Genomic DNA, 14,923 nt, shown 5'->3' with positions numbered 1-14,923 from the left:
CACGGGGATGTGGTGCATCCCGCGCATCAACGGTCCGGACACGCGGTGGTCGAACACGTCCTGCTTGGCCATGAACCGCACCAGCCGCTTGGAGGGCAACGCGGCGAACCCGGCGAAGATGAAGTCGAGGTAGCTGATGTGGTTGCTCACCAGCACCGCGCCTCCGGTGCGCGGCACGTGCTGCGTGCCCTCCATGTGGAAACGGACGTCGAGGGCGCGAAAGAGGGTCCGCGCGGCGGCGATCACCGGCGGGTACACGATCTCAGCCATGAGCAGAAGGTAGCCTACTCAGGCAGGTGAGACGGTAGTCGGGAGCCGCACCATGCCCCGTATGTTGCCCTGCGGGGTGCGCCTGATGCCGTCGGGGTCGATGTCGTAGTGGGGTGAGACGGCCTTGGTCAGCTCCTCCATCGACACCTTGGCCTCCAGCCTGGCCAGCGGGGCGCCGAGGCAGAAATGGCGGCCGAAACCGAAGCTGATGGCACGGGTTGGCGTCGCGGCTCAGGTCGTAGGAGTCGGGGTCGGGGAAGACCGACTCGTCCCGGTTGGCGGAGCCGATCAGGAGCCACATCTTGGCGTCCTTGGGGACCCAGCGCCGCGGACACGTCGGCATGCCGGGACAACGCCCAGAAGCCGTGCTCGGGATTGTGGTAGATCGGGGCATCCCGGCGCAGCCGCGTGAAGACGGGGTACGGATCCTCGTCGACCACGGGATCATACGGGTTGTAAACGACGGCATTCACGCGCTCACGGTACGACGCTTGCGCCTTCGTGAAAACGGGCAGATGTTCTGACCATGAAGAAGCTCATCAACACGGCCGGCACCGTCGTTGAGGACGCGCTGAACGGCATGGCCGCGGCCCACCCCTCGCTGCGGGTCCGCGACCAGGTCGTCTACCGGGCCGAGGGCCCACGCCCCGGAAAGGTCGGGCTGGTCTCCGGCGGCGGGTCCGGGCACGAGCCGCTGCACGCCGGGTTCGTCGGCCACGGCATGCTGGACGCCGCCTGCCCCGGGGAGATCTTCACCTCGCCGGTGCCCGACCAGATCATCGACGCGACCAGGGCGGTCAACGCCGGCGCGGGCGTCCTGCACATCGTCAAGAACTACACCGGCGACGTGCTGAACTTCGAGATGGCCGCCGAACTCGTCGAGGACGTCGAGGTGGCCAGCGTGCTGATCGACGACGACGTGGCCGTACGGGACTCCCTCTACACGGCCGGACGGCGCGGCACGGGAGCCACGGTGTTCGTGGAGAAGATCGCGGGCGCGCTGGCCGAGGAGGGCGCGCCGCTGGCCGACGTGGCGCGGGTGGCGAGCGAGGTGGACGACCGGAGCAGGTCGTTCGGCATCGCCCTGACCTCCTGTTCGACGCCGCACGCGGGCAAGCCGACGTTCGACCTGCCGGAGACGGACGTGGAGCTGGGCATCGGCATCCACGGCGAGCCCGGCCGCGCGCGGGTGCCGATGGCCTCGGCGCGCGCGCTGGCCGCGCTGGCCATGGAGGCCGTCCACGGCGACCTGCCGCTGCGCGGTGACCTGCTCGTCATGGTGAACGGCATGGGCGGCACCCCGCTGATGGAGCTGTACGTGGTGTTCGCGGAGGTGGCGGCGTTCGTGAAGGGGAAAGGGGCGCGGGTGTCCCGCTCGCTCGTCGGCAACTACGTGACGAGCCTGGACATGCAGGGCTTCTCGGTGACGGTCTGCCTGCTCGACGAGGAGTTGACCCGCCTGTGGGACGCGCCGGTCGAGACGCCGGGGCTGCGCTGGGGGCGTTGATGGACACCGATCTGTTCGTGGCCTGGCTGGAGGAGACGGCCAGGCTGGTGCACCGCGACCGTGACCGGCTGACCGAGCTGGACGCCGCGATCGGCGACGCCGACCACGGCACCAACCTCGACCGCGGGTTCTCCGAAGTCCGCAAGGCCCTCGCCGAGGGGATGCCGGAGTCGCCGGTGCAGGTGCTGGCGACGGCGGGCGCGACGCTGATCCGCCGCGTCGGCGGCGCTTCCGGGCCGCTGTACGGCTCGTTGTTCCGGCAGATGGGCAAGGGACTGGAGTCGCCGGTGACGCTGGCGGGCTTCTCTGCGGCGTTCGATGGCGGGGTCGTGGCGGTCGAACGGCTCGGGAAGGCCGCCCTGGGCGACAAGACCATGGTGGACGCGCTGGCCCCCGCGTCCCGTGCGCTGGCGCTGGCCGTACGGGATGGGGTGGGGGTGCGGCAGGCGCTCGAGCAGGCGGCGAACGCGGCGGCGGAGGGCTCCAAGGCCACGATCCCGATGCGGGCCCGCAAGGGACGGGCCAGCTACCTGGGCGAACGCAGCATCGGGCACGAGGACCCCGGCGCGGCCTCGTCGGCGTTGCTCATGGCCGCGCTGGCCTCGGTGGCGGCATGATGGCGACCCGCCGGCACTTGATGGTGAGGCGCTGATGGTGGGACTGGTGCTGGTGGCCCACAGTGCGGGGCTGGCGGTGGAGGCGGCGGCGGTGGTCCGGGGGATCGCCGGGCCGGACACGCCGGTAGCGGCGGCCGGTGGCACGAACGACGGCGGCCTCGGCACGAGCCTCGACCTCATCGAGTCGGCGCTGCGTGCCGTCGACCAGGGGGACGGGGTGGTGATCATCCCCGATCTGGGCAGCTCGGTGCTGACCGCCCGGCTGGTGGAGGAGGCCGGGCGGGTGGTGGTGGCGGACGTTCCGTTCGTCGAGGGGGCGATCGCGGCGGCCGTGACGGCGGGCGGCGGCGCGCCACTGACCGAGGTGCTCGCCGCGGCCGAGGAGGCCCGCACCTTCCGCAAACTCTGACCCGGCGGCGGCCGGCTGGGGTCGTGGAGCCACGGGCCTGTGACCGGCGGCGGCCAGGCTGAGGAGCCGGGCCGGTGATCCGGCGGGAGCCGGGCCGAGGGGCCTCTGACCCGGGGGGAGCCGGTCAGTGGCCCTTGAACGCCTCCTCCAGCCACCACGAGCCGCGCTCCCCCGTGATCTTGGCGTCCACCAGCAGCGGCCGATCCCGTGGGCCCTTCAGCCATTCGGCCACGCCCGCCAGGTCGCCCTCCCCGGTGACCGTCACCGCCGCGAAGCCGTGTCCCCGCGCGATGGCGGCGAGGTCGGCCGGCGGGAACGTGACCGTGTCCAGCGGATCACCGTGGGGCCGGAAATGGTGCACCTCGGCCCCGTACGCCTCGTCGTCGTAGACCACGACCATCATGGGGAGCCCGAGGCGTACGACGGTCTCGAGCTCCGCGAGGCCCATGAGGGCGCCGCCGTCGCCGAGCGCGGCCACCGCCAGCCGGTCCGGCCGGGCGACGGCTGCGCCGACGGCGGTCGCCAGCCCGAGCCCGACCGACTGGAACGCCTGCGTGAAGCAGAACCCGCCCTCGTCCGGGACGTCCAGGAACATCGACGGATATCCCATGAAGTTTCCGGAGTCGACGGCCACGATCCGTTCCGTCGGCAGCAGGTCGTCCAGGGCGATGGTGAGCGTCCTGGGGTCGATCCTCCCGCCGCCGCTCTCGTCGTCGTACGGGACCGCCTGCCACCGGCCCTCGGCCTTGATGCGCCGCGCCACCTCGGGCGACCGGTACCCCAGCACGTCAGGGTCGGCGGGCGGGCCGAGGCGGCCGGTCAGTGTGCTCGCGACCTGTGCCACGTCGCCGGCCACGCCGAGGTCCACGGGTACGTGCGCGCCGAGCGCGGCCCGGTCGAGGTCGACCTGCGCCACCTTCGCGCCAGGCGGGATCAGGGTGCCGTGGCGGGTGGTCCACATGTTCAGCGCGCACCCCCACCCGACGATCAGGTCGGCGTCCCCGATCAGCTCGGCGGCCAGCGGCGTCGCGAAGCCGCCGCTCACGTCGAGGTCCCACGGGCTGCCGCGGAACAGCCCCTTGGCCACGGCCGAGGTGGCCAGCAGGGCGCCCACGGCGCCGGCGAGCCCCTCCAGCTCCCGCCGCGCGTGCCGGGCCCCGCGCCCGGCGATGAACACCGGCCGCCGCGACTCCCCGATCAGCCGCGCCAGCTCCGCCACTTCCCCCGCATCCGGCCGCCCGGCCGCGGTGACGTCCGCTGCCTCCCCCGCATCCGGCCGCCCGGCGGCGAGGACCGCGGCGCGCGTCTTGATCGGTGCCTCAGGCGCGGCGCAGGGCATGGACTGTACGTCGAGCGGGAGGTTCAGCAGGACCGTGCGGCGCTGGTCTCTCGCGACCTGGTACGCCCGCGCGGTCTGCTCCGCCGCGTCCTCCGGGGACGTGATCCGCATCGGGACCGCACCCACCGCCGCCACCAGGGCGGACTGGTCGATGTGGAAGTTGGAGCGGACGTCGGTCGCCTCACCGGCGAGCACGATGAGCGGGGTACGGCTCTTGGCCGCCTCCGCGATACCGGTCAAGGCGTTCGTGAGCCCGGGCCCTTGGTGGACCGTGACGGCGGCGACCCGCCCGCTCATCCGGGCGTACGCGTCGGCCATCGTGACTGCCCCGCCCTCGTGGCGCGCGGCGAAGAAGCGTACGCCGTGCGCCACGAGCGCGTTCGTGACGTGGAAGTTGCCGCTGCCGACCAGGCCGAACGCGGTCTCCACACCGCACGCGGCGAGTACCCGGCCGACGGCCTCCGCGACGATCAACGTTCGACCAGGGCGAGCACCCGGAGGGGGCTGCCCGAGCCCCCGACGATGGGCAGCGGCGGCGCGACCACGACGGCGCCCGTCGCCGGCAGGCGGTCGAGGTTGCGCAACTGGGTCAGGCCGTACTTGCCGGCGCCGAGCAGGAAGTGGTGGCAGGGGAAGGCCGGGTCGAAGGAGTGGGCGGCGCCCGCGTCGGTGCCCACCGTCTCGACGCCGAGCCCGAGTATCGGGGCCTCGGAGGCCAGCCACGAGGCGCACTCCACCGACACGCCGGGCGTGTGGGAGCCCTGCTCGTCGGCGTTCAGGAACGCGGCCTGGTCACTGGAGCGGGCGTCCCAGCCGGTCCTGTAGAGGAGCCAGCCGCCCTCCGGCAGGGGGCCGTTGGCCCGCTCCCACTCCTTGACGTGGTCGATCTGGAGGAGGAAGTCGGGGTCCTTGGACGCCTCGGCGGCGAAGTCGAGCACGACGGCGGGCGCGATGAGGCTGCGCGGGGGGACCTGGGAGACGTCCTGGCCGTCTTGGGCGCTGACCCAGTGGATCGGGGCGTCGAAGTGGGTGCCGGTGTGCTCGCCGGTGTGGATGTCGTTCCAGTAGCAGACGGGGCCGCGCTCGTCGTAGCGGCTGATCTCCTCCAACCTGAACGGGATCGTGTTGCTGAACGGCTCGGGCAACTGGAGGACCGGTGTCTCCGGCGTGAGGGGCGCGGTGAGGTCGATCACCTCGATCGCGCCACTGCGCACACTGTCCACGAAGCTCCGCAACACCGACATGTCATCCTCCTTGGTGGGCTGAGCGCATCCTCCTACTCCGGAATGACCAGTGCAAACGCCAAGGCAGCCGCCGTCAGGCGCGGGTCCACTCCGCGCAGCCGCCGGTCTGGAACGCCTTGTCCGTGGCCTGGATGGTGACCGTGGCGGGACCGCTCGGCATGCCGGTCGCGATCACGTCGCCGGTCGTGGTCCGCAGCCGGGCCCAGAAGCACATGCTGAACCCCCCTGCCGGCCCGGCCGTCCGGTACGTCCCCGGCTGGATGTCCGTGCCGACGGCGAGCGTCCGCAGGGACACGGGGTTGCCGGCGGGCGTGGTGGTCGCTCCCCCGGGGGGTGCGCCGGTCTGGCCGGGCGCGGTCTGCGTGGGGCCCGTCTGAGGCAGCCCCGTTTGAGGCGGCCCTGTTTGAGATGGTTCAGTCTGAGGTGGCCCGGTCTGCGTGGGCGCGGTCTCCGTGGGCTGCGGGGGAAGCGTCTCAGACGGGACTGTCTCCTGCGGGTCGGCGGGCGGCTCGGTGTCCTCGATCGTCACCGTGACCCTGGGCTCGGACTCCCCCGCCGGCATGCTTCCCGCGCCGAACCCCACGAACAGCCCCAGCAGGAACCCCAGCAGCGCGGCGAGCCCGGACACGAGCAAAATGATCGTCGGACTGCTCGTCGCCCGGGGATACTCAGGAGGGGGAGGCCCGTACATCACGGACCCAAGCGTGCCATCCCTGTCAACGGTGGAGATAGTCGACGAGCGACGCCTTCTCCGTCTCCAGTTCCTCGATGGCGCTCTTGACCACGTCACCGATGCTCACGATGCCCACCAGCCGGTCGCTCTCGACCACGGGCATGTGCCGGAACCGCTGGGTGGTCATGATCTGCCGGAGCGAGTCGACGTTCTCGTCGGGGCCGACCGTGTGCACCTCCGCCGTCATGATCGTGGAGACCGGCTCCTCCAGGATCGCCGCGCCCCGGTCGTGCAGGCACCGGACGATGTCGCGTTCGGAGACGATGCCGGCGATCGTGACTCCGTCCGTGGAGACGACGACGGCGCCGATGTTGTGCGCGGCGAGCTTGGCGAGCAGCTCCCGCACGGTCGCATCGGGCCCCACGGTCGTCACCTCACTGCCCTTGCTGCGAAGGATCGTCCCGATGAGCATGTGCACCACCCCTGCTGTGAGTGTTCCAAGCCCTGCGTACAGGCAAACAATCCTCTGTGGACGTAGTCAAGCGGTCCCGTAGGCTGCTTGCCAAACGAAATCCGGTACAAATACCGAAACATCACCTAACTACCGTTCAGGGACGCTGTTAATGACCGAGCCGCTCAACATCGGAAGCCACGACCTGCCCATCACGGAGGAACTGGCCGCCTTCATGCGAACGGGCTGGGCGGACACCCGGCGCGACAACGTGACGGCGCTGCCGATCGCGCCGTGGGCGGCCAAGCGCCGCGCCGCGCTGGCGAACCGCTTCCCCGGCGAGCGGCTGGTGATCCCGTCGGGCCGGCTCAAGGTCCGCAGCAACGACAGCGACTACCGGTTCCGGCCGCACAGCGCGTACTCGTACCTCACCGGGGCGAGCGAGCCCGACGACGTGCTCGTCGTGGAGCCGTCCGGGCAGGCCGTCCTGTACCTCAGGCCGCGCTCGCCGCGTGAGGAGGGGCAGGAGTTCTACCGCGACCGCCGCTACGGCGAGTTCTGGGCGGGCCGCAGGCCCGACCTGGCCGAGGCGGCGGAGCTGTACCAGGTGGAGTGCGCGCACATCCGCGACCTTGAGCTGAAGGGACCGGCCAGGGTGCTGCGCGGCGTGGACGCCGCGGTCGACGAGCGGGCGCCGCGCGGCGCGGGGGACGACGAACTGGAGTCCTTCCTGTCGGAGATGCGGCTGGTCAAGGACGAGTGGGAGGTCGGCGAGCTGCGCTCCGCCGTGGACGCGACCGTGCGCGGCTTCGAGGATGTCGTACGCGCGCTGCCCCAAGCGTCTGGGCACCCGCGCGGTGAGCGGTATCTGGAGGGGGTGTTCGGACTGCGGTCCCGGCTGGAGGGCAACGCGGCCGGCTACGACAGCATCGTGGCCGCCGGGGCGCACGCCTGCGTCCTGCACTGGATCCGCAACGACGGCCCGCTGAACGCCGGTGACCTGCTGCTGCTCGACGCCGGAGTCGAGTCGGACACGCTCTACACCGCCGACGTCACGCGCACCTTCCCGCTGTCGGGACGGTTCGGCTCCGCGCAGCGACAGGCGTACGAGCTGGTGTACGAGGCGCAGACGGCGGCCATCGCCACACTCAGGCCCGGCGCCCGCTTCCGCGACTTCCACCAGGCGGCCATGCGCGTCATCTGCGACGGCCTGCGCGACTGGGGCCTGCTGAAGGACTCCACCGACGCCCTCATGGAGACGGGACTCCACCGCCGCTACACGCTGTGCAGCAGCGGCCACATGCTGGGCCTGGACGTGCACGACTGCGCGAAGTCGCGGGCGGAGGTCTACCTGGACGGCGTGCTGGAGGAGGGCCACGTGCTCACGGTGGAGCCCGGTCTCTACTTCCAGCCGGACGACCTGACGCTGCCCGCGGAGCTGCGCGGCATGGGCATCCGCATCGAGGACGACCTGGTCGTCACCGCCGACGGCGCCGCCATGCTGTCGTCGGGGCTGCCCCGCCACCCGGACGAGATCGAATCCTGGATGGAGGCGCTCGCGTAACGGCGATCACTTCTCCTACCCAGAAGACAAGGCGTGATCCCGTCTCGTACCATTTCCTCCGGACCTCGGCCGTGCTCTGCGCGGCTCACGAGGAAGCCCTCCGACGGGAAGGACTGACGATCGGCCCCCTGGCGATGGGCGGGCACCCCAACGAGGTGCGCGCCCCGGAAGACTGGCTCACCGAGGTGGAACGGGATCGGGCCGGGCGGTTCAAGTTCGAGGCGGACCGCGCCTGCTTCATCGCCGCCCACCTCCTCGTACGCCTGTGCGCCGCCGCCGCTCTCGGCGCCGAGCCGGCCGAGCTGACCCTGCGTCAATACTGTGACCTGCACGGTTCCGGGCACGGCAAGCCGCGGATCGAGGAGGCGCCGGAGCTCGGCGTCAGCTTCAGTCACACTCGCGGCTACGTGTGCGCGGTGGCGGGGCCGGGCAAGGTCGGCGTGGACGCCGAGCACGTGCCGCCCGGACCGCTGGACGAGCGGCTCGCCGACGACGTGCTCACCCCGCGCGAACGTGCCCTGGTCACCGGCAACGACGAGCTGATCAGGCACTGGACGCGCAAGGAGGCGCTGATCAAGCGCGGCGAGCTGACCCTCGCCCTGCTCAAGTCGGGCGGTGACGACATGACGGGCCGCCACCTGCTGGAGTGGAGCGTCGGGCCGGACATCCGAGTGGCGGTCGTCACGGACGCCCCAGCGCGGAGGGTCGCCATCCCCGGTTAGGCTGGCGGCATGTTCTACCGAAAATCCGTCGAGGAGCGCATCGCCGATCGCATGGCCACGCGCCGGCCGCTCGAAGAGGGCAAGACCTTCGAGCACGGTCCGGCCAAGTTCGTGTTCATCTCCCTGATCGTCGCCGTCGTGCTCATGCACGTGGTCGGTGTCGCCATCGTGATGGCGTTCAGCTGACGGGTTGTTCTGTTCCTCTGACGGGTTCTTCTGACGCTGACGGGTTCTTCTGACGCGTTCACCCGACGCGTTCTTCTGACGCGGCCCGCGAGCGCTATCGACGGAGCGTGGGGGTCGGGTCGAGGAAGACCTGGACGATGCCGGGAAACCGGTCCCGCAGCCGCCGGTCCACCTCGTCGCAGGCGAACTCCACTCCCGCCGCGCTGTCCTCGTCCCTGAAGTCGATCTTCGCCGCGACCAGGATGTCGCCCGGCCCGAGCATCATGGTGAGCAGCTCCACCACGTCCGCCACCTCGGGCTGCGCCAGCAGCACCGCCCGGATCCCGCTCTCGACCGACGGGGGCGCGGCCTGGCCGATGAGGAGCGACAGGTTCGACTGGATCAGTGTGACAGCGACGACCACCAGGAGCAGCCCGATCGCGACCGACGCCGCGCCGTCCCACAACGCCGATCCGCTGAGCTGCGACCCCGCCAGTCCCGTGGCCGCGATCAGCAGTCCGATCAGGGCGGCGGCGTCCTCGAACACGACGGCCTTCAACGCCGTGTCGGACGTGAACCGCACCAGGCGCACCGGATGGACCTGATGTCTCGCGGCCTCTCCGCGCAACTGCGAGAACGCCTTCGTGAACGAGACGACCTCCATGACGAACGAGACGGCCAGCACGACGTACGCCGGCGTGAGGTTCGACAGCTCCTCCCCATGGCTGATCTCGTGGACCCCGTGCGTGATGGAGAAACCGGCCCCGCCCACCAGCGTCGCGATCCCGGCCGTCATCGCCCAGAAGAACCCGGCCTTGCCGTGCCCGAACGGATGCCGCCGGTCGGCGGGCCTGCCCGAGCGGCGCACCGAGACCAGCAGCAACAACTCGGTCACCGTGTCCGCGGCCGAATGGGCGGCCTCCGACAGCATGGCCGCGGAGCCGCTCATGATGCCCGCGACGAGTTTCGCGAGGGCGATGGCCAGGTTCGCGGCTCCGGCCACGAGCACCGTGCGCAGGCTCTCCCCAGCCTTTCCCTCCACAACACGCCACTCTACGTGCGCTAGATTGGGGATCATGAGCGCGCCTCGCTGGCTTTCACCCGCCGAACAGCGTGCCTGGCGTACGCATCTGGCGCTGCACAAGCTGCTCATGCACCGGCTCGACCGCGAGCTGCAGGAGTACGCACTGTCGCTGAACGACTACGAGATCCTCGTCAACCTGTCGGAGAGCCAGGACCGCCGCATGCGGATGAGCGACCTGGCGGAGGCCACCATCCAGTCGCGCAGCCGCCTGTCGCACCAGATCTCCCGCATGGAGGCCAAGGGCCTGGTGACGAGGGAGGAATGCCATGACGACCGCCGCGGCACGTTCGCGGTGCTGACCGACGAAGGCTGGGAGACGATCCAGCGGGTGGCGCCGCACCACGTGGCCGGCGTACGCGAGCACTTCGTCGACCAACTCGCCGACGACCAGCTCGAAGGGCTGGTGGCGGCCTACGAGCCGATCGTCGAGCAGCTGAAGAAGCTGCGCTGACACTCAACCGATATCGGCGACGGCGCACGCGCGTTCCTGCTGGTGGCTACGATCCGCTCATGCTCCCAAAGCTGCGGCTGATCGTGGCCGTTATCGTGCTGGTGTCGGCGTGCTCGTCGGGCGGCGGGGGCGAGCTGCCCGCCGGTCCCGACCTCATGAAGCGGGCCGCGGAGGCGATGAGGGCCGTCAAGTCGGCCACGTTCTCCATCGCCACCGAGGGCAAGCCGCAGGTGCCGCTCAAGCAGGCCGACGGCCGGCTCACCGCCGCGGGCGACGCCGACGGCACGATCACGCTCGACGTGTTCGGCATCCTCCAGGAGGTCAGCTTCGCGGTGATCGGGGAGACCGTCCACTTCAAGGGCGCGACGGGCGGCTTCCAGAAGATGACGAGAGCCCAGCTCGCCCAGTTCTACGACCCCTCGGTGATCCTGGAGCCGACCAGGGGCATCGCGCAGTTGCTCGCCTCGGCCACGGGTCCCGAGGTCGAGGGCGTCGAAGGGAGCTCCTACCGCGTCGCCACGACCTTCCCCGGGCAGGTCACCGGCCAGATCATTCCGGGAGTCAACCAGGGCGTGAACGCGAAGATCTGGCTCGACCAGGCCACCGCCAGGCTCGCCAAGGCCAGCCTGCCGCTGCCGGGCGGCACGGTGACGGTGTCGTTCAGCGACTACGACGCGCCGGTCACGATCACGCCGCCCCCCGCCGGATGAGGAGGACCCGCCGGGTCGTGCTGGCCGCCGGCGGCGCGGTGGTGCTGCTGGCCGCCCTCGACGCGTACGTCGTGGCCACGGTCCTGCTCGACATCGCCGCGGACGTGGGCGTCCCGCTGAACCGCCTGGAGCGGGCCACCCCGATCGTCACCGGCTTCCTGCTGGGCTACGTCGCCGCGATGCCGCTGCTCGGGCAGCTCTCCGACCGGTACGGCCGCCGGCCGCTCATCCACGCCTGCCTGGCGGCGTTCGCGCTCGGCTCGGTCCTGACGGCGCTGGCCGGCGGCGAGGTGACGGTCGTACTCGGGCGTACGGTGCAGGGGGTGGCCGGCGGGGCGTTGCTGCCGATCACGATGGCCCTCATCGGCGACCTGTGGTCCGAGCGCGAGCGGCCGGTGGCGCTCGGGGCGGTGGGGGCGGCGCAGGAGCTCGGGAGCGCGCTCGGGCCGCTGTACGGCGGGGTGCTGGCCGGGGTCCCGGCCTTCACCCTGGCGGGGGTGGAGCTGGGCGGCTGGCACGCCATCTTCTGGATCAACCTGCCGCTCACCGCCTTGGCGGCCGTCGCGGTCCAGCTCACCGTCCCAGGCCGCGCCCCAGTGGGTGGCCCAGAACGCGGCTCAGACGGTGGCTCAGAGCGTGGCCCGGACGGTGGCTCAGACGGTGGCTCATACGGTGGCCCGGACGGTGGCTCAGAGCGTCGCTCAGTGGGTGGTCGCGCCGGGGGGCGGGTGGATGTCGCCGGTGGGGCGTTGCTGGCCCTGGCGCTCGCCCTGCTGGTCATCGGCCTCTACAACCCCGACCCCGCGCAGGCCGTGCTCCCGCCGTGGGGCGTGCCGGTCATCGCGGCCGGCGCGGTGGTCGCCGGGATCTTCGTCTGGTGGGAGATCCGCTCCCCCGTGCGGCTGCTGGACCTGTCGGGCACCCGCAAGGGAGAGCTGCTGGCCACCCTGGCCGTGAGCTTCCTGGCCGGGGCGGCGCTCCTGGTGACCATGGTGTTCGTCCAGATCGCCGCCCAGACTCTGCTGGGCGCGGACAGCCTGGGCGCGGCGCTGGTCCTGGCCAGGTTCCTGGCCGCGCTGACCGTGGGCGCGCTGCTCGGCGGCCTGCTGGCGCGCAGGCTCGGCTACCGGGTGCTGGCGGCCGGGGGCATGGCGCTGGCGGCGGCCGGCTACTGGCTGATGAGCCGCTGGCCGCTCGACCTGGCCGGCGCGGGACTCATGGTGGACCTGGACCTGATCGTCGCCGGGCTCGGGCTGGGGCTGGTCATCGCGCCGGTCTCGTCGGCGGTGCTGCGGGCGAGCCAGGCGGCCCAGCACGGCGTGGCGTCGGCGGCGGTCGTGGTGGCCAGGATGATGGGCATGCTGATCGGCATCGCCGCCGTGTCGGCGTGGGGCTTCTACCGGTTCCAGTCGCTGACCGCCGAGCTGGACACGCCGCTGCCGTTCGGCGTGGACGCGGAGACGTACCAGGGGCGGCTGGCCGAGTACACCGCGAAGGTGCAGGCGGCCCTGCACGTCGAGTACACCGAGATGTTCCTCGTCACGGCGTTCGTCTGCCTGCTGGGCGTGGCCGTCGCGCTGCTCATGCCGGGGCGCGCTCACGCGGGTGAGACGACGCCCCTCAGCAGCCCCAGCGCTGCCTCCGACGGTGAGCCCGGCGCGGCGGTGTAGGCGATCAGCGCCTGGTCCGGGTCGTCGGCGGCCCGGAACGTCTCATAGGACAGCGTCAGCGCGCCGACCGTAGGGTGCCACAGGTCGTACGTGCCGTGCGTCTTGTCCCGCACCTCCTGCTCGGCCCACATCCGCCGGAAGTCCGGGCTGCGCTCGCTCAGCTCCTCGATGAGCGCGGGGAACGCCGGGTCGCCGGGATGCCGTCCGTGATCCATGCGCAGGTACGCGAGCACGTCCCGTGCCTTCGCCGGCCAGTTGACGTACCGCGAGCGCATCTCCTCGTGCGTGAAGACCACCCACACCTTGTTCCGCCGGACGGGCGGGATCGCGCCGAAGTTCAGGATGACCGAGGCGAACAGCGGGTTCCAGGCCAGCACGTCCATCCGTCTGCCGATGATGAACGCCGGCGTGCCCGACATCGCGTCGAGCAACTGCCGCAGCCCCGGACGTACCTGCTGCGGGGCGGCGGCGAGCGGTCTGGGGTGCACGGCGCGGGCGAGGTTGTGCAGGTGGGCCCGCTCGGCGTCGTCCAGCCTGAGCGCGGCGGCCACGGCGTCGACGATCGCGCCGGAGACGTGCTCGCCCCTGCCCTGTTCGAAGCGCGTGTAGTAGTCGGCGCTCACCCCCGCGAGCTGGGCCAGCTCTTCGCGGCGTAGGCCGGGCACTCGGCGGCGCTCGCCGTACCGGATCAGTCCGGCGTCCTCCGGCTGCAGCCGGGCGCGTCGAGAGCGGAGAAATGCCCCTAGTTCAGCTCTGACGTCCATATTCAGAAATCCTATGGTGGTGCTGGTAGACCCAGGTAAACCTGCCCCCTGGGTAGCCGCCGGCCGCCTCGGCAGCATGCGGGTATGAGACTTGGAACGACGGACATGGACCTCTCCCGCACCGGTTTCGGCTCGTGGGCCATCGGGGGTGCGGGCTGGCGGTGGAGTTGGGGCGGGCAGAACGACTCCGACTCGATCGCGGCCATCAGGTACGCGGTGGAGCACGGCGTCAACTGGATCGACACCGCCGCCGTCTACGGCCACGGCCATTCGGAGGAGGTCGTCGGGAAGGCGGTCGCCGGTCTCGCGGAGGCCCCGTACGTCTTCACCAAGGCCGGCCTGGTGTGGGACCCGGACGATCCGGCGGCGAGTCCGCGACGCACCATGGCGCAGGTGCGCAGGGAGGCGGAGGACTCGCTGCGGCGGCTCGGTGTGGAGGCCATCGACCTGTACCAGGTGCACTGGCCGGACACGGGCGAGTCCCAGGACTGGGACGGCGCCGACGGCCCCTCGCCGAACGCGACGCCGCTGGAGGAGTACTGGCGGACGATGGCGGACCTGAAGGCCGAGGGCAAGGTACGCGCCATCGGCCTGTCGAACCACTCGGTCGCCGAGTTGGAGGCCGCCGAGCGGGTGGCCCACGTGGACGCCGTCCAGCCGCCGTTCTCGGCGCTGAACCGGACGGCGGCGCCGGAGATCGCGTGGGCGGCCGGGCACGGGACCGGCGTGATCGTCTACTCGCCGCTGGAGTCCGGTCTGCTGGCGGGGCGCTTCTCGCCGGAGCGCGTGGCGGCGCTGTCCGACGACGACTGGCGCAAGACGCACCCGAACTTCACCACCGGCCTCGCCACCCGCCTGGCGGTCACGGACGCGCTGCGGCCGATCGCCGAGCGGCACGGGGTGCCGGTGGCCTCGGTGGCGGTGGCCTGGACGCTGATCTGGCCGGGCATCACGGGCGCCATCGTCGGCGCCCGCGACGCCGCCCAGGTGGACGGCTGGCTCCCGGCGTCCACCCTCACCCTCACGCCCGAGGACCTGTCCGAGATCACGGCCGCCATCGGCGCCTCCGCCACCGACGGCCCGGCCACCCCATGACCCCGCCGCAGGCCACGGCCACACGCCGCACCCGCGACCGGGCCCGATCGCCTGGCGTGGGGCGGATGTGACCGCACGACCGGCCCGGCCTCCGCGAGCTCGCGGGCGCCGGCCGGGGGCGCCACGGGATTCCTGCCAGGCCGACCTCCCCGTGGGGGGCGAGGTCCGCCTACCCGTGGCGCCCACCC

The 14,923-nt window shown here is 71.7% G+C and carries 18 protein-coding genes; 10 read left to right on the top strand and 8 right to left on the bottom strand.

Translation table 11 applies throughout. From position 1 onward, the window contains the following. Together ITP53_RS46570 and ITP53_RS59810 are read right to left on the bottom strand one after the other, a co-directional pair. A partial coding sequence (locus ITP53_RS46570) for a lysophospholipid acyltransferase family protein (protein ID WP_195901895.1) occupies positions 1-270 on the bottom strand: 270 nt, incomplete at its 3' end. 18 nt (positions 271-288) lie between these two features. Beyond that, a complete protein-coding gene (locus ITP53_RS59810) occupies positions 289-411 on the bottom strand; it encodes a hypothetical protein (RefSeq protein WP_268961417.1) in 123 nt (40 codons plus the stop codon). Between the two features lie 385 nt (positions 412-796). Here ITP53_RS59810 and dhaK point away from each other — a divergent pair, with 385 nt between their 5' ends. The 3 genes from dhaK to ITP53_RS46555 are packed head-to-tail and all read left to right on the top strand — an operon-like array spanning position 797 to position 2,803. Beyond that, positions 797-1,777 carry a dihydroxyacetone kinase subunit DhaK gene (gene dhaK / locus ITP53_RS46565; RefSeq protein WP_195901894.1) on the top strand — a complete coding sequence of 327 codons (981 nt, stop codon included), beginning with the start codon at positions 797-799 and terminating at the stop codon, positions 1,775-1,777. Beyond that, the gene (gene dhaL / locus ITP53_RS46560) at positions 1,777-2,394 is read left to right on the top strand and encodes a dihydroxyacetone kinase subunit DhaL (RefSeq protein ID WP_195901893.1); all 618 of its coding nucleotides are present in this window, start codon (positions 1,777-1,779) and stop codon (positions 2,392-2,394) included. Before dhaK ends, dhaL begins: the two co-directional genes overlap by 1 nt. Before the next feature lie 34 nt (positions 2,395-2,428). Next, positions 2,429-2,803, top strand: coding sequence for a PTS-dependent dihydroxyacetone kinase phosphotransferase subunit DhaM (locus ITP53_RS46555; RefSeq protein ID WP_195901892.1), 375 nt, complete (start codon positions 2,429-2,431; stop codon positions 2,801-2,803). 124 nt (positions 2,804-2,927) lie between these two features. Here the strand turns inward: ITP53_RS46555 and ITP53_RS46550 are convergent, their stop codons facing one another. The 4 genes from ITP53_RS46550 to ITP53_RS46535 all read right to left on the bottom strand — a co-directional run bounded on the left by ITP53_RS46550 (position 2,928) and on the right by ITP53_RS46535 (position 6,531). Beyond that, on the bottom strand, positions 2,928-4,616 hold the full coding sequence (locus tag ITP53_RS46550; protein WP_195901891.1) for a thiamine pyrophosphate-binding protein: 1,689 nt from the start codon (positions 4,614-4,616) through the stop codon (positions 2,928-2,930). After that, positions 4,613-5,386 (bottom strand): cyclase family protein, encoded by a 774-nt coding sequence (locus tag ITP53_RS46545; protein ID WP_195901890.1) that lies wholly within the window; start codon positions 5,384-5,386, stop codon positions 4,613-4,615. The genes ITP53_RS46550 and ITP53_RS46545 overlap by 4 nt, the downstream gene beginning before the upstream one ends. Before the next feature lie 73 nt (positions 5,387-5,459). Further along, the gene (locus ITP53_RS46540; RefSeq protein WP_195901889.1) at positions 5,460-6,014 is read right to left on the bottom strand and encodes a hypothetical protein; all 555 of its coding nucleotides are present in this window, start codon (positions 6,012-6,014) and stop codon (positions 5,460-5,462) included. 88 nt (positions 6,015-6,102) lie between these two features. Continuing rightward, positions 6,103-6,531 (bottom strand): CBS domain-containing protein, encoded by a 429-nt coding sequence (locus ITP53_RS46535; RefSeq protein ID WP_195901888.1) that lies wholly within the window; start codon positions 6,529-6,531, stop codon positions 6,103-6,105. A 151-nt stretch (positions 6,532-6,682) separates the two neighbouring features. Between ITP53_RS46535 and ITP53_RS46530 the strand changes: the two genes are divergently transcribed. From ITP53_RS46530 to ITP53_RS46520, 3 genes are all read left to right on the top strand, one after another. Continuing rightward, positions 6,683-8,074 carry an aminopeptidase P family protein gene (locus ITP53_RS46530; RefSeq protein WP_195901887.1) on the top strand — a complete coding sequence of 464 codons (1,392 nt, stop codon included), beginning with the start codon at positions 6,683-6,685 and terminating at the stop codon, positions 8,072-8,074. 134 nt (positions 8,075-8,208) lie between these two features. Continuing rightward, positions 8,209-8,796 carry a 4'-phosphopantetheinyl transferase family protein gene (locus ITP53_RS46525; protein ID WP_195901897.1) on the top strand — a complete coding sequence of 196 codons (588 nt, stop codon included), beginning with the start codon at positions 8,209-8,211 and terminating at the stop codon, positions 8,794-8,796. A gap of 9 nt (positions 8,797-8,805) precedes the next feature. Further along, positions 8,806-8,982: a hypothetical protein gene (locus ITP53_RS46520; protein ID WP_195901886.1), complete on the top strand. Its 177-nt coding sequence runs from the start codon at positions 8,806-8,808 to the stop codon at positions 8,980-8,982. Between the two features lie 94 nt (positions 8,983-9,076). Here ITP53_RS46520 and ITP53_RS46515 read toward each other — a convergent pair whose 3' ends face one another. Then, the gene (locus tag ITP53_RS46515; RefSeq protein ID WP_328818008.1) at positions 9,077-10,003 is read right to left on the bottom strand and encodes a cation diffusion facilitator family transporter; all 927 of its coding nucleotides are present in this window, start codon (positions 10,001-10,003) and stop codon (positions 9,077-9,079) included. Between the two features lie 34 nt (positions 10,004-10,037). Between ITP53_RS46515 and ITP53_RS46510 the strand changes: the two genes are divergently transcribed. The 3 genes from ITP53_RS46510 to ITP53_RS46500 are packed head-to-tail and all read left to right on the top strand — an operon-like array spanning position 10,038 to position 12,876. After that, positions 10,038-10,496 carry a MarR family winged helix-turn-helix transcriptional regulator gene (locus ITP53_RS46510; protein ID WP_195901884.1) on the top strand — a complete coding sequence of 153 codons (459 nt, stop codon included), beginning with the start codon at positions 10,038-10,040 and terminating at the stop codon, positions 10,494-10,496. Between the two features lie 59 nt (positions 10,497-10,555). Next, positions 10,556-11,206, top strand: coding sequence for an LppX_LprAFG lipoprotein (locus ITP53_RS46505; RefSeq protein ID WP_195901883.1), 651 nt, complete (start codon positions 10,556-10,558; stop codon positions 11,204-11,206). Beyond that, complete coding sequence (locus tag ITP53_RS46500) at positions 11,203-12,876, top strand: MFS transporter (RefSeq protein ID WP_195901882.1); 1,674 nt, start codon at positions 11,203-11,205, stop codon at positions 12,874-12,876. The genes ITP53_RS46505 and ITP53_RS46500 overlap by 4 nt, the downstream gene beginning before the upstream one ends. Here ITP53_RS46500 and ITP53_RS46495 read toward each other — a convergent pair. Next, complete coding sequence (locus ITP53_RS46495) at positions 12,804-13,640, bottom strand: helix-turn-helix transcriptional regulator (protein ID WP_195901881.1); 837 nt, start codon at positions 13,638-13,640, stop codon at positions 12,804-12,806. The genes ITP53_RS46500 and ITP53_RS46495 overlap by 73 nt on opposite strands. A gap of 84 nt (positions 13,641-13,724) precedes the next feature. Here ITP53_RS46495 and ITP53_RS46490 point away from each other — a divergent pair, with 84 nt between their 5' ends. Continuing rightward, positions 13,725-14,735, top strand: a complete 1,011-nt coding sequence (locus tag ITP53_RS46490; protein WP_236051964.1) for an aldo/keto reductase — start codon at positions 13,725-13,727, stop codon at positions 14,733-14,735. The last annotated feature ends 188 nt before the right edge of the window (positions 14,736-14,923 follow it).

The sequence above is a fragment of the Nonomuraea cypriaca genome (assembly GCF_015645445.1).
Taxonomy (GTDB): domain Bacteria; phylum Actinomycetota; class Actinomycetes; order Streptosporangiales; family Streptosporangiaceae; genus Nonomuraea; species Nonomuraea cypriaca.
The sequence above is the reverse complement of the archived record's forward strand: the minus strand, read 5'-3'. Positions and strand labels throughout refer to the sequence as shown.